This window comes from Streptomyces sp. NPDC052496, from assembly GCF_040679095.1.
Taxonomy (GTDB): domain Bacteria; phylum Actinomycetota; class Actinomycetes; order Streptomycetales; family Streptomycetaceae; genus Streptomyces.
On record NZ_JBFAUH010000005.1, the window covers coordinates 1 to 14480 of the forward strand.

Sequence of the window (14480 nt, forward strand, 5' to 3'; positions counted from 1 at the left end):
CCGTCACCCCGCCCAACGAGACCACCGCCCTCACCCTCACCTGGCCCTGGGGCCCCCTCACCCACCAGGACGGCGCCACCCACCCCGCCACCTTCATCAACCCCATCGGCTGACCGACACCACCCACACGACCCACACGACCCGCATCACTAGGACCGCTAGGCGGGCGACTGCTCGCCGACAGCGGATGACCGCTGCCCGACGCGGACAGGGCAAAGCTTCGACGCGCCCTACCTTCCGAGGAAATCGGCGCTCGGGACATCGGGAAATCGGCGCTCCCGAGGCGTACATGGGCAGCTGTCGCGGTGAGCGGACGGTTGTGACCGCGGGGGCGGGAATGGCTGGGCCGACAGCGGCCCCCGCCCCGGCGGGCGACAGATGGCAGGTCGGGAACGCCGAGACCGGCCCCGCCGGTACGCTCGCCTACCGCCGGCACGCTCACCTACCGCCGGGGCACCACCACCCCGGCCGCTTCGCCGCCGATTGCCGAAGCCGCTTGACCGAGCTCCCGTCCGATACGGCAGCTCGCAGGTAACCCGTCCTCCCCGTGCCCCGCCGAACGCTCCGCTCAATCTCCCCCGACCCGCGCCCCAGCAGCACGCGCCCGCGCCCGCGCCGCAGGGCTGACCCCCTTCTTGCGGGGCGACATACGGGGGTCCGTCGCCTCCCGCTGGGCGACCCACAGGAGGCGCCGTGGCCCAGGGGCCGCGACGACGCCCAGATACCTGGGGTCACCCGCGAACCACACGTCGGTAATCCGACCGGACTTCACCTCGCGTAGCCAGAAATGCCCTCGCGTCCCGATGAGGCCGCCATGGCCGAGGCTCACGGACTTCTCCGCCCGTTCCGGGTCCGGCACGACGAACCGTGTACTGCCGTTCTTCTTCGGCTCTGCCCGGGCGATGCCCGCCTGCCACGGGTAGACACGCAGCACGCGGCGCGTCCGCATCAGGGAAAGCGTCGAGATCACCGAGAGCATGGCGTACCAGATGCCGACACACAGCACGGGAATCCACAGCACCAGCAGCCAGACCGGCGTCATGACCACGGCGAAGAGCCACGCGCTGAACCCCAGCGGCCAGGTCACCAGGGCAGCACATCGGAGCGACGCGGTACGGCGCCAGGCCCGGCGGGTGGCCGGGTCTTCCCAGGCGGTCTTGTACGGCACCGAAGCCGTCATCTCTGCCCTCACGAGTCCCTACCCGGCCAGGCGCTGAACCAGGACCTTCACCGGGGCCGCCAGACCGCTGCGCAGTATCGCACCGGGCTGCCGGGGTCAGGCAGGACTCTCAGGAAGCGCTGACCTGTTCGGCAGGCGCACCTTCGGGCTTGGTCGGTGCTTGGGTGACGAGAGCGTTTTCATGGACGGCGAAGGCGGCGTCGCATCGGTCGCGGACGCGGTCGTCGTGGGTGGCGATGACAACGGCGCATCCGGCGTCACTCATCTCGCGGAGGATGTCGATGACCGTGGTGGCATTGGCGTGGTCGAGGGCGCCAGTGGGCTCGTCGGCGAGCACGACGGCCGGCTTCTTCACCATGATGCGGGCGAGCGCGACACGTTGCTGCTCGCCACCGCTGAGGTGGTGGATCATCTCCTTCTCCCGGCCCGCCAGGCCGACCCGCTCAAGAGCCTCGGCGATCGCCATGCCGGCCTTGCCCCGCGCACTCCGCTGCGGCTTGGTCGCGACCTCAAGGTTGGCGGCTACGGTGGCGTTCTCGATCAGAGCGTAGTTCTGGAAGAGGTACCCGAGAACGTCGCGACGGAAGTGCCGGATCTCGCGTCGCCCGAACTGGGTCATGTCCTTCCCCGCATGGAGAATCTGTCCGGCGCTGGGTCTGTCGAGCAGGCCGATGCAGTTGAGGAGGGTGGACTTTCCCGATCCGCTGGGGCCGACAAGGGCGAGCAGTTCGCCGGGATTGACGGTCACAGTGACATCGGACCACAGGGTTCGGGTACCGAAGCCCTTCGACAGCTTGACGATATCGATCACGACTGCACTCCTGCTGCGGGGGAGGGGGTCTTCCGAGTGATCCTCATGCCTCGATTGCCCCTTCCTTGACGATGCGCTGGTGGAATATCCAGAGGGTGAGGATGACAGCACCGAACTCAAGGGCGGCCAGCCCCGCGATGGCACTGATGTCAGCTGCGGTGAGCTGGACGGGCGGGACGGGCGCAGGAATGCCCTGAGCGGCCATCTCCGCAAGGTCCTGGTTCTGTCGCCACACCTGGGCAGGAACCCACCAGATGAGGAAGGCCGCGAGAATTCCCTCTACAGCGAGAATGAAGCGGTGAGTTGCGGTGAATCGCCAGCCGCTGATGTGCCGGACGAAAGTAGCCTGCGCGTGCTTGCGTGCGTGGATGATGCAGACGCCGATCCCAGTGATGAGAAGCACGGCCACGGAGGCGATGAGATTGAAGAGCTGCAGCCGGAAGCCGGCGACGGCTTCCCTCAGCTTCAGCGCGGCGTTCTGCCCCACGGGATTCACTGTCGCCACGTAGGACTGTAGCGCGTACTTATTCGCTGCAAGAGGGGTCAGGACGTCGTCGGGATCAGGGAAGACGATACCGTCCTGGGTCGCGATCGTGGTGTACATATCGTCGGTGAGGATGTGTGAACCATTGGGGACCACGACAAGGACGGGGTCGCGGACCAACGACCGGTCGTCGTCCGGACTGTAGGCAGCGTTGGGGCTTCGGTCTCCGGAGTTGTAGCCGAAGACGCGCTGACCGCTTTTCGCTTCGAATGTCTCGGTCTTGAGGTGCCGCCGGACATCCGGGTCCATCTTGCCGAAGACATCAGGGACGGTCGCTCGGATAGCCGATGCGTGAGGGGCGAGGGATTCGGGGATGATGACCCGAACCGAACGGGCGTCTGCCGCCGGCGTGTTGTGCGGCGCCGGCGAGTACCGCTGTCCCTTCGGGTCCGTGACCGGCTGGTGGGCGAGGAAGGTCTCGTTGACGATCAGTATCTCGCCTTGCGGCAGACGCGCGTCCGAAGAGAGATTCTGGAGATCGTGGCGTCCGGCAACGACGATCTCGCCGGCCGCGTCGGCCTGGCGGAGCCACGTACCCACCTGCTTGACCACCGGCTCCGAGTCGCCTCCCCAGCTGCCGTTGAGGCGGATGGTGACGGCGTTCCCCGCCTTGGCATAGGTGTCCTGACTGCCCTGGCGTGCCGTCACGTGCTGGCCAGCCACGATGACGTCCATGGCGAAGCCGAGCGCGAGCAGCACCGCGGGGATCCGCACCACGTACGTGGAGACGAATGCCGCTCTGGCGGGCAGTTCACCCTTGAGCGCGCGCAGCAACTCGGTCTTGAAGGTGAGAGCGAGTACGGCGGCGTGGGCAGCCAGTACCGAAAGGATCAGCAGGCCCGCGAGACACGCGGCCACGGCAGCGAACAGGCCCAGCCAGGCGAGACCGTTGTAGAAGCCGAGCGATACGAGCACCGCGGCCACCACGGCGCCGGCCGCCGGCAACCAGAAAGCTGCCAGCTGCTTCAGATCACGGGCAAGGATTTCCCCGAGGGATTTTCCTTGCAGACGCAATACGCCATAGGCTTTCGCGTTCAGCAATACGCTCGCGCCGGTCATCGTCACTGCGGCGAGCGCGATGACCAAGAACGACCAGAACAGCTCACCGCCCGTGAAGTACTGGAGCAGCTGGCCGGAGGAAAGCGGATGCTGGACACTAGAGCCCAGCCCGAGATCGGCGAGTACGGCGACCAGGGCGTCAGCGGTCTCAGGTGGTCCGAAAACGTAGTAGAAGCCCCGTGGGTCGCGCTGCCCGATCTCCGCGATGGGGTGCACCTCCGTGGTGAAGTGCGAACCGAACGCCGGGTATCCGTCGGTCAGCCAGGATGCCGCATCGAAGTGCGGGTTTCCTGAGGCGAGATACAGGTGCCGACGGCTGTCGGAATACTCCACGTCGGGCAGCTCGCGCGCCACGGCAACCTTGTGGTCGTCCGAGAACGCGGCGATCGCGCGGGCGACCTGGGCGCCACTCACCGAATCGTCGGACCTGGTCACCCAGACCTGAGCAGAACTTCCCAGAACCAGGCTCTCGTCCAGCCCCCGCACGAAGAGGAAAGAAATCAGGGCGGAGAAGACCAAAACGGCGGCGTGGACGAACTTGATACCTCGATGGAGCATCGGCAACCCAGGTTCAGGCACTCGGGAGTGCGCATATCGCGAGATGAGGGTGGGGCGAATCGGGGTCCTGGCTGCGGGCCGGAATGGCAGCCCGCAGCCAGGTGCGGCAGTCAGGAAATGACAGCCGCGGGTATGAGAGCGTCAGCAGGAGGGGTTGTAGTAGGCCTTGTTGATGCCGACCGACTTCTTCTGCGCCGAAGCCTTGGCCCACACGCCTTCCTTCTCGCAGGCGCTCTTGGCCCAGTACGCGCCCTCGACGGAAGACGAGTGGTAGACCTTGGGGTGCTTGTAGTTCGAGTACACGTAGTTGGCGCCCACGCCGTGGGACCACTTGCCGCCACCGGCGTCCTCCGCGGCCAGCGCGGGAGCGGCAGCGGCCACGATGATGGCGCCGGTCGCGAGAGCAGCCTTGAGCCCGGTCTTCATCTTCATCATTAACTCGCTTTCTCGTGAGTATTCGCTGCCATGAATCGATGGTCAGTCGATTCGCAGCGACGAATTACGGTATCAGGCGATTACCTGCGGGTTAACCTACAAGTTTTCGCCCCATACGCAAGGGTAGGCTTTTCTGGATTCAGGCCGGCGGGGCGGTTGCCGAAATTCCTGCACCGGCACTCTGGTGCGGGCAGTGTGCGCCGTACAGCAATTGGTGACCGCTGTACAGGGCAGCAGGAAGCAGGAAACCACCATGGTTCAGGCAGCCTGAAGGCCGGAGTGCGCAGTGATTTCGCGGAGATTTACGCATCGACAGGTGTCAGCGCGCTCCGTGAACAGCGCGCTCCGTGAAAAGTGCGCTCCGTGAAAAGTGCGCAGGAGGCCACTGTGACGAGGCGGAGCGGGAAACCTGTCCCTCTTGCTGTGCGCGGTCTCGCTGGCGTCAGCGTCGGCCTGGCGTCATCAGCTTTTTATCGCCGGGCTCCGCATGATGTCCCAGAAAGAGTGCTTCGTTTGCTGCACTGCGGGGAAGCGCGGCCATTGCTGCAGTAGTGGCTATGGGGGCCATCGTGCGTGGCTTGCGCATACCTGCTCCTCTAGGGGTCAGCGTCCCTTGCGATCAGGGGCAGGTCATTGCTGCTACGGCCCACACTTGTCCCGTTGCTGCAGGGCATACCAAAACCGCCCCAGCTGCATGAGCCGAGACGGGATCTGGTGTGACCCCCGTCCCCCTGAATGCCCCCCTCGCCGACGGTCAATTCGACGGGGTGGGCGTGACAGAACTTATGCGACAGGGGCGATATTTAGCCAGTCACCACCAGTGTGAGCAGGGTCACGTCCGGCGCGGCCCACGCCCGTGTCAACCCTGGGCCGCCTGCGCGCTCCGGTGGGTGGTCGCCCCTGCTGCGGTGAGGAGTTCGGCGGTTTCGGGGTGGGGGCCCTCGTTGGCCCAGTCCAGCGGGGAGCGGCCCGTTCCGTGATCTTCGCGCCGGTTGGGATCGGCGCCGTACGCCAGCAGTTCGCGCACGGTTTCGGTGTATCCCCAGCATGCGGCTGCGCACAGGGGGGTGCCTTCCGAGCCGAATCCGTTGCTCTCCGTGTCGGGCGAGGCGCCGGCCTTGAGGAGCAAGCGGGCGATGTCCGCTTCTCCGTTGACGGAGGCCAGATACAGCGGGGTCGTACCCTCGCTGCTCGGCTCGTTGGGGTCGATTCCGGCCCGCAGAACCGCCTTCACGCGGGCGGCGTCACTGGTCAGGATCGCCCCGAAGAGATGACGCGAAAGCTTCTTTCGTTTCCGCTGGTTCATGGGCGCCAAGGTTAGCGGCCGGGCACCAGGAGAGACAGGCCAGGGGCGACGGCACTGGGCATCTTGAGGAGTGACACGCCGTCAGGCAGTGCCGTCCGACACCCGGATACCGCGCCCGGGCAGTGATCGTGCTCACTGGAGATTCAGTATTGATCAGGGCGGCTTGATCCCGTAGGTTCTGGCGTGCTCATCCGCTCGGTTGACCACCGAGGCGGGTGGTTCTCAGGGGGGCAAGGATCGACCACCATTTCTCGCCTTGGCTTGTGCGGCCAAGGAAGTTCGGTGTGCCTTGCGGAAGTGGGTTGGCGAGTGTGGATTGCACCGCCCAGCGGCCTGCCCCCGCAGTATCGGAACATCGATCCTCGGGAGAATTTTCTCATGCGTACATCGCGTACCGTCGGTTCGCTGATCACCGGCGCCGCTGCAGTTGTGTTCTCGCTGGGTTTGACCGTCCCTGCGGAGGCGGCGTCCGGGTGGACCGCGCATATGCAGTGCCCCAAGGAAAGCATCGCGGACGGCGGAATTCACGGATACGTGCAGGGGCACGGCTGGGGCGCGACGCAGGACCTCGCCTGGAAGGCGGCCCACAAGAACGCCAACGACCAGATGCCCAAGGGCTACCGCGCGCACCACTGCACGAAGAAGAGCATCCGAAAGGGCAAGCCCTGACCTGACGGCAGGAGCCGTGGCGTAAGCCGGACCTGACTGGCCTGCCGGGGTGACCTTGAGTTGGTCCGGCAGTGCCAATACGGGCAAGGGCCGCAGCCGCAGTGCAGGCACGACCTAGTGATCACGTGTGATCACGCGTATCACGTGTGATCACACGTGAGGGTCCAAGCCCCGTGACTCCTTGACGGGTCCGTGCCTGCTCTCCCGTCCCCTCTCGTCCTAGGGCCTGGAGAAACTGAAAGGCAGCTCATCGTCACTGCCGGCACCGCTCCCGGTGGCTGTGCACGCGCCGAGCCCGGGCAGACTGTGGCGCGGCGCCCCGAGTTCCCGAGGGACACCGCGCCGATCCGGGACTCACGGGGCAACGTGCGCCACCACCGCCCTGCACAGGTGCCACGCAAAACACCCCCCTGACCGCGTCTCCGCAGATCAGAGGGGTGTTACAAGCGGTAGCGGTGGGATTTGAACCCACGGAGGAGTTGCCCCCTCACGCGCTTTCGAGGCGCGCTCCTTCGGCCGCTCGGACACGCTACCGAGAGGAACTCTAGCTCACGGGGGGCCGTACGCCGAAATCGGTATCCGGGGGAGGGGGCGCGGCGGGGTCAGCGGGAGCGGAAGAAGGTGGTCAGGAGGGTGGCGCAGGGGTCGGCGAGGACGCCGGTGATGACTTCGGGGCGGTGGTTGAGGCGGCGGTCGCGTACGACGTCCCAGAGGGAGCCGGCGGCGCCCGCCTTCTCGTCGGCCGCTCCGTAGACGACGCGGTCCAGGCGGGACAGCACGATGGCGCCCGCGCACATCGTGCACGGCTCCAGGGTGACCACGAGCGTGCAGCCGGTCAGGCGCCAGGAGCCGACCGTGCGGGCGGCCTCCCGGACGGCGAGGACCTCGGCGTGGGCGGTGGGGTCGCCGGTGGCCTCGCGTTCGTTGCGGCCGGTGCCGATGACCGTGCCGTCCGCGGACAGCACGACGGCGCCCACCGGGACGTCGCCGGTCCCGGGGGCGAGGGCAGCCTCGTCCAGCGCCCGGCGCATGGCCGCGGTCCAGGGATCGCGCAGCGGGTCGGGCGCCGGGGTGCGGAGGGGGTCGGGCAAGGAGGCGGTCATGCCTCCCAGTGTCCGTGACGGGGGTTACCTCACGGCCTCCAGGACGTCCGTGCAGCCGAGGGCGTCGGCGATCTCGGACAGCGCGTCGGTGTCGAGCGCGAGCAGCTCCTTGTCGCCGATGCCCAGGTCGGCCAGCAGGGCCGGGTCGCCGAGTGGTCCCGGCGGTGGCGCGGGGGCGCCGGAGGCCGTCACCGTCTCCTCGCCCTCGCCCGTACTTTCCACCGGGTCGGGTTCGCCGTCCTCCGTACCGTCCAGGTCGAGGCTGTCGAGGTCGTCGGTGCCGTCCTCGTCGCGGCCGAGCAGTTCGTCGGTGAGCATCGCACCGTACGAGCTGCGGGCAGCGGCGGCGGCGTTCGAGATGAAGATCCGCGGATCGTCCTCGCCGTCCACGCGGACGACGCCGAACCACGTGCCTTCCTGCTCGATGTATGCCACCACCGTGTCGTCGTCGACCGCGGCCTCTCGGGCCAGGTCGGCCAGATCGGTCAGGGTCTCCACATTGTCGAGCTCCGTGTCGCTCGCTTCCCACCCGTCTTCGGTGCGCGCGAGCAGTGCGGCGAAGTACACCGTGACTCTCCCACTGGTCATAGGCGTGCCGGGTCGGACGGGGCGGCGCCTCGGCGCCGCAGGTCCCCGCCCATCGGAATCGTGGCAGAAACAACGCGATTGCGCGGGGTCTTCGGCGTTGCGTCGTGCGGGCGTTCCGAGAGATGTGGCTCACGTTTTGTGAGGCGAGAGGTTCTGGTGAGGCTGTTGTGACGTTCGGCTACCAGCGGAACGTGCGCATTCTCATGGCCTGGCGCATCCGTGCCGCCCGGGCGCGGCGCGGCTGGACCCGGTCGCGCAGTTCCTTGGCCTCGTGGAGATCGCGCAGGAACTGGGCGCGCCGGCGTCGGCGCGCCGCGTCGTTCTCGGCACCGGTGGCGCCTTCGTCGAGGGGGGAGGGAGTGGGAGTGGGGGAGGGAGTGGGGGCGTTGTCGTCGGCGGGGGTGTCGTCCAGGGGGGCCGATGCGCCGGCGGTCGATTCGCCGTCGGCCGATTCGCCGGTCGCGCTCCCGGTCCCGCCGCCACGCCGTCGGGCGGCGCGTCCGCTGCCGGCGCGTCCGCTACCGCTGCGTCCGCTGCCGGCGCGTCCGGCCCTGCCGCCGCGTCCGGCCCTGGCCTCGGTTCCGTCGCCGACCCCGGTTCCGGCCTCGGTTCCGTTTCCGCTCCTGTTCCCGTCGGGCACGCCGTAACCCCCTTGGGACGAGGTCCATGCCCGGCGCCGGTACGACGGACCGGGCGTTTGTGCCCACTTTCCCCCTGACCGGTGGTCCGATGCCAACGGGGGCGGAATCGGTTCCCGGGCCACGCGGGCGCGGACGGGCGGGCACCGGCGCCCGCGACCTCGGCTACTGTCGATGTCATGCGGATCCACGTCGTCGACCACCCGCTGGTGGCGCACAAACTCACTACTCTGCGCGACAAGCGCACCGATTCCCCGACCTTCCGGCGTCTCGCCGACGAGCTGGTCACCCTGCTCGCGTACGAGGCCACCCGCGATGTGCGGACCGAGCAGGTCGACATCGACACTCCGGTGACGGCGACCACCGGAGTGCGGCTGTCCCACCCCCGCCCGCTGGTCGTGCCGATCCTGCGCGCCGGGCTGGGGATGCTGGACGGCATGGTCCGGCTGCTGCCCACGGCCGAGGTCGGCTTCATGGGCATGGTCCGTAACGAGGAGACGTACGAGGCCCACACGTACGCCACGCGGATGCCGGACGACCTCTCGGGCCGCCAGGTGTACGTGGTCGACCCGATGCTGGCCACCGGCGGCACGCTGGTCGCGGCGATCCGGGAACTGATCAACCGCGGCGCGGACGACGTCACCGCGATCTGCCTGCTGGCGGCGCCCGAGGGCGTCGAGGTGATGGAGCGCGAGCTGGCCGGCGCGCCGGTGACGGTCGTCACGGCGGCCGTGGACGAGTGCCTGAACCCCGACCGCTACATCGTCCCGGGGCTGGGCGACGCGGGTGACCGGATGTACGGGACGGCCGGCTGAGGCAGGCCGTGGCAGGCCGTGGCGGTCTGCGGCAGGACGTCGCCCGTAGTGGCCTGAGGCCGGTCGTAGCGGCAGCGGAGCGTCCGGGCGGGGCGGGCGGATCGGTTCGACCCGGTTCTAGGCGGGTGATCGGTTCGACTCGGTTCGGGGTGGGCGCTCGGTTCGACTGGGTTCGGGGCGGGCGCCCGGCCCCGGCCGGTCACTTACGGCAGTGCGGGTTCTGCTTGGCCGGTGCCGTCAGCGCGGTGAGTGCCTTCTGGGCCGCGGCCGGCTCGGCCAGGGCCTTGAAGGTGTCGCCGATGAGCAGGTCGACATCGCCCGTCTTACGGGTGTCGCTCTTCAGCTCCGCGCCTTCGAGCTGCGTGCCCAGCACCTTCTGGGCGCCCTCGGACGTCGCCCGGGCGCCCAGCAGCACGCCGGTGCCCTTGATCTTCTTGTCGTACGCGGGCGGGGCGTTGCCCACTTTGCCGACCTTGAAGCCGCGCTTCTTCAGCTCGTCGGCGGTCGACTTGGCGAGTCCGCCGCGCGCCGTCGCGTTGAGGACGTTGACGGTGACGTCGGCGGGCCGGGGCAGCGGCTTGCCCGTACCGGCGGCCAGGGCGCTCGTCTGCTTCGTGCCGCCCTTGTCGGGGCACTTCTTCTTGTCCTGCGCCGCCTGGGCCGTACCGCCCCTGCCGCCGAAGACGTCGATGAGCTGCAAGGTGCCCCAGCCGGCCAGGGCCAGGGCACAGACGGCGGCGGTGATCGCCAGGGCGATCCGCCGACGGTGACGGGGGCGGCGCATCCGTGGATATCTGTCGCCCGTGATGCGGTACTTCTTACCGCCCATGCCAGGGGGCGTCAGCATGCTCATGTTCGCAGCGTAGTGCGGTGGCGACGCCGTGCCTACTAAATGATCAATGCGCGTCGCAAGACCCACCCGAAAGGGCCAATACGGCCCCCCGGACAGGGGGACAGGCCGTGTCGGGCCGGGGACGCCGGGCCGGCAGCCGGGCTGCGGGCCGGGTCGTCGACCGGACTGTCAGCCCAGTTCCAGGACGCGGGCGTGGAGCACCTGGCGCTGCTGGAGAGCAGCGCGCACGGCGCGGTGCAGCCCGTCTTCCAGGTAGAGGTCGCCCTGCCACTTCACGACGTGCGCGAAGAGGTCGCCGTAGAAGGTGGAGTCCTCGGCGAGCAGCGTCTCCAGGTCGAGCTGCTGCTTGGTCGTCACCAACTGGTCAAGGCGTACCGGGCGAGGGGCAACATCCGCCCACTGGCGGGTGCTTTCCCGGCCGTGGTCCGGGTACGGCCGCCCATTTCCGATGCGCTTGAAGATCACACGGAAAGCCTACCGGGCCTCCGGTGCCGGGCGCAGCCATGCGGTCGCAGAGCGAAGGCGGCAAAGAGGGGCAATTCCGGAACGGGCTGCTGAGAAGCGGATGAGAAAGCGGTACGGGGCAGGTGGTCTGCGTCCCGCGCGGCCATGGTGGAGGAAGGGTTGCCCCGTACGGCGAAAGGCGCCCACCGCCGCGGAAAAGTGACGCGACGCGCTCGCGAGGACGGCCGGAAATGAGCGCTCGGTGGGGCGCGGCAGTCGGGGCGGGCGCTTGTCGCGGGGCGGAAAGAGAGGTGAATTCCGCAAAATCCGTGAAGCGTGTGGTGTGGGGGAATTCGACACGATCGGAGTACGGCTCGTCGTGCCGGGTGGATGTGGGTCGGGGGGAGTGGTACGCGCGTAGTGGCGATGCGAACGATGGCGATGGTGGGGCAGGGGCAGGGGCAGGGGCAGGGGCAGGGGCAGGGGCAGGGGTGACGGTGGGGACGGGGTCGGGGGCGACGGCGGAGGCGGGGCGTGACGCACCTCAGCGGCCGGCCGCGCCGCTCGGGGACGCCACCCGGCCCGAATCCGGCGCGCTCGGCACCGCCGTCGCCGGGGGGTCCGCCGCCCCCGGAGGCGATGCGGACGGCCGTCGCCGCGCCTCCAGGGGCGAGGCGCCCTCGACCGGATCGGCGGCGCGCGCACTCGGGACGGGCGTTCCGGGCCGCGTGGTGGGACCGGGGGCGGGGGAGGACGCGGACGGCGAAGGGGTGGCCGGGCCGGTGGGGGACGACGGGGAGGGGGTGGGGGTGGGGGCAGGAGTGAGGTGAGTGGGGGGCGGTACGGGGCTGGGCGTGGACGCGGGGACGGGGCGCGGTGAGGTCGGGGCGTCCGGGGCCAGGACCAGGTAGCCCACCGCGGCGGCGGCCGCCGTGACCGCAGCGGCCAGCGGCAGGACGAACCGCCGCAGCCGCCGGCTGAGGAACGGGCCGCGCCGCAGCTCGGGCCCTGGAGGCGCGGCCGGCCGCAGGTCCCGGAGGTCGACCTGCTCGGCGCGGGCGGACAGGGCGAGCCGGAGCCGCGTTTCGAGGGAGTCGTCGGCTCCCGGTCCGTGGTGCGTCATGGCCGCGCCTCCAGCATCTTCTCCAGGGAGTCCAGCGCGCGGCTGGCGATGGACTTCACCGCGCCGCGGCTGATGCCCAGCGTGGCCGCGATCTGCGCCTCGGTGAGGTCGCCCCAGTACCGCAGGACGAGGACCTCGCGGCGGCGCGTGGTCAGCCGGCCGAGGGCGGCGAGGACTTCGCGGTGCTCCTCGTCGAGCACGACGCGTTCCTCGGCGGAGGGTGCGTCCGATTCGTACGGGGGTGTGTAGTCGCGGGCCGTGCGGCGGCGCCGCAGCACCGAGCGGGCCGCGTTGACGACGGCGGTGCGCAGGTAAGCGAGGGCGTTGTCGACCTCGTCGAGCCGCTCGCCGTGGCGCTTGTAGAGGGCCGCGAACGCGTCCTGGACGACGTCCTCGGCCGTGGCCCGGTCGTCCACCAGCAGCACCGCCAGCCGCACCATGGACAGCCGGTGCGCGTGGTAGAGGTCCGTGATGGTGGGGGCGTCGTCGGGGTGGTGGGCGGTGCGGCCGGCGCGATACGGGGAATCGGTCCGGCCGGTCCGGTAGTCCCAGGCAGCCCGATCAGCCCGATCAGCCCGATCAGCCCGATCAGCCCGATCAGTCCGGCTTGCCTGGTCGTCCCGGTCGGTCCTGGAAGTGGGCCGCTGGACCGGCGGCGGACCGTACGACCGGTGGTGCTGCTGCGCCGACACGCGCGTCAGCAGGCGCCGGCCCAGGGCGCGCCAGGGCCCCGGCACGGCGGGCCGTACCGGGGCGGGGGACGCGGCGGCGGTGAACTCCATCGGTTCCTCGGCCGTCGGAAGCGTTACGGGTGGCTCAGGCGGCGCTGCCGCGGCGGCGGGCGGCGTACACGGCACCGCCGCCTCCGGCGATCAGCAGGACGGCAGCGGCGCCCAGCGCCACGTTGGTGGTGGTGGAGGTGCCCGTCTCGGCGAGTTCGTCCTTGCCGGACGGGGCCGCCGGCGCGGGCGCGGGCTTCGCCGCGGAGTCGCCCGGCGCCTTGCTCGGACTTGCCGCGGCACTCGGTACGGCGCTGGGCGCGGCGCTCGGGCGCGAGGCGGACGAGGGCGGGTTGCTGACCTCGGGGGCCGGCTTGGGGGCGGAGTCCGCCGGGCGAGGGGCGGCGCTGGGCGCACTCACCTTCGAGGGCCGCTCCTCGGCGTGCGCCGTACCGGCCAGGGCGAGCGCCGGAAGGGCGACCGCCGCCAGCAGCCCGGCGGTCACGGCGCTCCGTACCCGGCCGCGGGCCGCGCGCCCGGCGTCACCGGACGGCGCGTGGGAGGCGGCGGACGGGCCGGGCGAAGTGGACGAGGCGGAGGTGCGAGAGTCGTTCACGGTGGCTGCTCCACGATCGGCGGGACGGCGCCGGACGGCGCCCTCACCCGTCACGACGTGCGGCAGCGGTGGGGGTTGCCGGTGGGGCGGAAATTTCTTCGAACGGTCCGCGACCGGCCTGCCGCGGCGGCCCGCGGCCCTTCCTCAGTGGTCGTCCCAGTGGTCCTCGTGCGCGGCGTGCCGGTGGCCGTCGTGGATGAAGTCGACGTGGGTGCCGTGCGGTACGGCGACGTGGCCGCAGCCGGGGCGGTGGTCGTGGTCGTGGCCCTCGTGGACGGTGTGGGCGGCGGGCTCGCACTCGTCGGCGTGGTCCCCGTGCGGGCGGTGCAGATGGCCGTCGTGCACGTAGTCCACGTGGTCGTCGTGGGGTACGGCGACGTGGCCGCAGCCGGTGCCGTGCTCGTGGGTGTGGTCCGGGTGCGGCGCGTGCGTGGTGGCTGTCATGACAGGCACCTTCTTTCCTTCCTCGCCATGGATGCGCGCACCGCGGCGTGGGTGCGCGACTCCTCTTCCGAGTCTCCCGCCATCCCGCGCGGGGCGCATCGCCGTACGGGCCGTGAGCCGCATCGCCGTACGGGCCGCGCGGGGCGCATCGCCGTACGGGCCGTGGGGCCAGGGCTATGCGTACAGACCGTCGCAGTGGCCGCAGATGCCGCTGAGTTCCACGGTGTGCTCGACCGCGCTGTAGCCGCTCTCCGCGCCCACCCGCTCCGCCCAGCGCTCCACCACGTCGGAGTCCAGGGGGCGGCTGCGGCCGCAGCGGCGGCAGATCAGGTAGTGGCGGTGGCCGTCGGCGGGCCGCGGCCGGTACAGGCGCTCGCCCGCCTCGTCCCGTACGACATCGACCTGCCCGGCCCGCTCCAGGTCGTGCAGGGTGCGGTAGACGGTGGACAGACCGACGGGTACGTCGGCGGTGACCAGGCGGACGTGCAGTTCCTGCGCCGAGACGAAGTCCTGGCACGTGGTCAGTACGCGCAGGACGGAGGCGCGCTGTCGGGTCAGCCGGCCGCCCATGCCGG

17 protein-coding genes, 1 tRNA gene and 1 pseudogene are annotated in these 14480 nt (G+C 70.0%); 3 read left to right on the forward strand and 16 right to left on the reverse strand.

Annotation, left to right across the window (positions count from 1 at the left end):
* Positions 1-113 (forward strand): annotated as a pseudogene (locus tag AB0L45_RS08750) (DUF4232 domain-containing protein); the annotation flags it as partial.
* 455 nt (positions 114-568) lie between these two features.
* Here AB0L45_RS08750 and AB0L45_RS08755 read toward each other — a convergent pair.
* The 5 genes from AB0L45_RS08755 to AB0L45_RS08775 all read right to left on the reverse strand — a co-directional run bounded on the left by AB0L45_RS08755 (position 569) and on the right by AB0L45_RS08775 (position 5893).
* On the reverse strand, positions 569-1180 hold the full coding sequence (locus AB0L45_RS08755) for a hypothetical protein (RefSeq protein ID WP_365837519.1): 612 nt from the start codon (positions 1178-1180) through the stop codon (positions 569-571).
* A 109-nt stretch (positions 1181-1289) separates the two neighbouring features.
* Positions 1290-1991, reverse strand: a complete 702-nt coding sequence (locus tag AB0L45_RS08760) for an ATP-binding cassette domain-containing protein (protein WP_365837521.1) — start codon at positions 1989-1991, stop codon at positions 1290-1292.
* A gap of 43 nt (positions 1992-2034) precedes the next feature.
* The gene (locus tag AB0L45_RS08765) at positions 2035-4113 is read right to left on the reverse strand and encodes a hypothetical protein (RefSeq protein WP_365837523.1); all 2079 of its coding nucleotides are present in this window, start codon (positions 4111-4113) and stop codon (positions 2035-2037) included.
* 180 nt (positions 4114-4293) lie between these two features.
* Positions 4294-4587 (reverse strand): lactococcin 972 family bacteriocin, encoded by a 294-nt coding sequence (locus AB0L45_RS08770; protein ID WP_365837525.1) that lies wholly within the window; start codon positions 4585-4587, stop codon positions 4294-4296.
* Between the two features lie 859 nt (positions 4588-5446).
* Complete coding sequence (locus AB0L45_RS08775) at positions 5447-5893, reverse strand: ankyrin repeat domain-containing protein (RefSeq protein WP_365837527.1); 447 nt, start codon at positions 5891-5893, stop codon at positions 5447-5449.
* 378 nt (positions 5894-6271) lie between these two features.
* Here AB0L45_RS08775 and AB0L45_RS08780 point away from each other — a divergent pair, with 378 nt between their 5' ends.
* Positions 6272-6562 carry a hypothetical protein gene (locus AB0L45_RS08780; protein WP_365837529.1) on the forward strand — a complete coding sequence of 97 codons (291 nt, stop codon included), beginning with the start codon at positions 6272-6274 and terminating at the stop codon, positions 6560-6562.
* 447 nt (positions 6563-7009) lie between these two features.
* Here the strand turns inward: AB0L45_RS08780 and AB0L45_RS08785 are convergent.
* The 4 genes from AB0L45_RS08785 to AB0L45_RS08800 form a co-directional block, all read right to left on the reverse strand.
* Positions 7010-7096 (reverse strand) — tRNA-Ser (locus AB0L45_RS08785).
* A 68-nt stretch (positions 7097-7164) separates the two neighbouring features.
* Positions 7165-7665, reverse strand: a complete 501-nt coding sequence (gene tadA, locus AB0L45_RS08790) for a tRNA adenosine(34) deaminase TadA (protein WP_365837531.1) — start codon at positions 7663-7665, stop codon at positions 7165-7167.
* A gap of 24 nt (positions 7666-7689) precedes the next feature.
* Positions 7690-8232, reverse strand: a complete 543-nt coding sequence (locus AB0L45_RS08795) for a hypothetical protein (RefSeq protein ID WP_365838047.1) — start codon at positions 8230-8232, stop codon at positions 7690-7692.
* A 199-nt stretch (positions 8233-8431) separates the two neighbouring features.
* Positions 8432-8893, reverse strand: a complete 462-nt coding sequence (locus AB0L45_RS08800) for a response regulator (protein ID WP_365838089.1) — start codon at positions 8891-8893, stop codon at positions 8432-8434.
* 177 nt (positions 8894-9070) lie between these two features.
* On the opposite strand from AB0L45_RS08800, the gene upp reads away from it, so the two are divergent.
* A complete protein-coding gene (gene upp / locus AB0L45_RS08805) occupies positions 9071-9706 on the forward strand; it encodes a uracil phosphoribosyltransferase (RefSeq protein ID WP_003986292.1) in 636 nt (211 codons plus the stop codon).
* Between the two features lie 199 nt (positions 9707-9905).
* Here upp and AB0L45_RS08810 read toward each other — a convergent pair whose 3' ends face one another.
* The 7 genes from AB0L45_RS08810 to AB0L45_RS08840 all read right to left on the reverse strand — a co-directional run bounded on the left by AB0L45_RS08810 (position 9906) and on the right by AB0L45_RS08840 (position 14475).
* Entirely contained in the window at positions 9906-10559 is a 654-nt protein-coding gene (locus tag AB0L45_RS08810) for a LytR C-terminal domain-containing protein (protein ID WP_365837533.1), read from the reverse strand.
* Between the two features lie 168 nt (positions 10560-10727).
* A complete protein-coding gene (locus AB0L45_RS08815) occupies positions 10728-11024 on the reverse strand; it encodes a type II toxin-antitoxin system VapB family antitoxin (protein ID WP_003986294.1) in 297 nt (98 codons plus the stop codon).
* Between the two features lie 523 nt (positions 11025-11547).
* Complete coding sequence (locus AB0L45_RS08820; RefSeq protein WP_365837535.1) at positions 11548-12126, reverse strand: hypothetical protein; 579 nt, start codon at positions 12124-12126, stop codon at positions 11548-11550.
* Positions 12123-12908, reverse strand: coding sequence for a SigE family RNA polymerase sigma factor (locus AB0L45_RS08825; protein ID WP_365837537.1), 786 nt, complete (start codon positions 12906-12908; stop codon positions 12123-12125). The genes AB0L45_RS08820 and AB0L45_RS08825 overlap by 4 nt, the downstream gene beginning before the upstream one ends.
* A gap of 34 nt (positions 12909-12942) precedes the next feature.
* Complete coding sequence (locus tag AB0L45_RS08830; protein WP_365837539.1) at positions 12943-13461, reverse strand: LPXTG cell wall anchor domain-containing protein; 519 nt, start codon at positions 13459-13461, stop codon at positions 12943-12945.
* 144 nt (positions 13462-13605) lie between these two features.
* Entirely contained in the window at positions 13606-13905 is a 300-nt protein-coding gene (locus tag AB0L45_RS08835) for a hypothetical protein (RefSeq protein WP_365837541.1), read from the reverse strand.
* Between the two features lie 174 nt (positions 13906-14079).
* The gene (locus AB0L45_RS08840; RefSeq protein WP_365837544.1) at positions 14080-14475 is read right to left on the reverse strand and encodes a Fur family transcriptional regulator; all 396 of its coding nucleotides are present in this window, start codon (positions 14473-14475) and stop codon (positions 14080-14082) included.
* Positions 14476-14480 lie beyond the last annotated feature (5 nt).

Coding starts and splice junctions, on each gene's coding strand:
- AB0L45_RS08755 (WP_365837519.1), bottom strand. CDS start 1,180: ATGACGGCTTCGGTGCCGTACAAGACCGCCTGGGAAGACCCGGCCACC.
- AB0L45_RS08770 (WP_365837525.1), bottom strand. CDS start 4,587: ATGATGAAGATGAAGACCGGGCTCAAGGCTGCTCTCGCGACCGGCGCC.
- AB0L45_RS08775 (WP_365837527.1), bottom strand. CDS start 5,893: ATGAACCAGCGGAAACGAAAGAAGCTTTCGCGTCATCTCTTCGGGGCG.
- AB0L45_RS08780 (WP_365837529.1), top strand. CDS start 6,272: ATGCGTACATCGCGTACCGTCGGTTCGCTGATCACCGGCGCCGCTGCA.
- tadA (WP_365837531.1), bottom strand. CDS start 7,665: ATGACCGCCTCCTTGCCCGACCCCCTCCGCACCCCGGCGCCCGACCCG.
- upp (WP_003986292.1), top strand. CDS start 9,071: ATGCGGATCCACGTCGTCGACCACCCGCTGGTGGCGCACAAACTCACT.
- AB0L45_RS08810 (WP_365837533.1), bottom strand. CDS start 10,559: ATGAGCATGCTGACGCCCCCTGGCATGGGCGGTAAGAAGTACCGCATC.
- AB0L45_RS08820 (WP_365837535.1), bottom strand. CDS start 12,126: ATGACGCACCACGGACCGGGAGCCGACGACTCCCTCGAAACGCGGCTC.
- AB0L45_RS08825 (WP_365837537.1), bottom strand. CDS start 12,908: ATGGAGTTCACCGCCGCCGCGTCCCCCGCCCCGGTACGGCCCGCCGTG.
- AB0L45_RS08835 (WP_365837541.1), bottom strand. CDS start 13,905: ATGACAGCCACCACGCACGCGCCGCACCCGGACCACACCCACGAGCAC.
- AB0L45_RS08840 (WP_365837544.1), bottom strand. CDS start 14,475: ATGGGCGGCCGGCTGACCCGACAGCGCGCCTCCGTCCTGCGCGTACTG.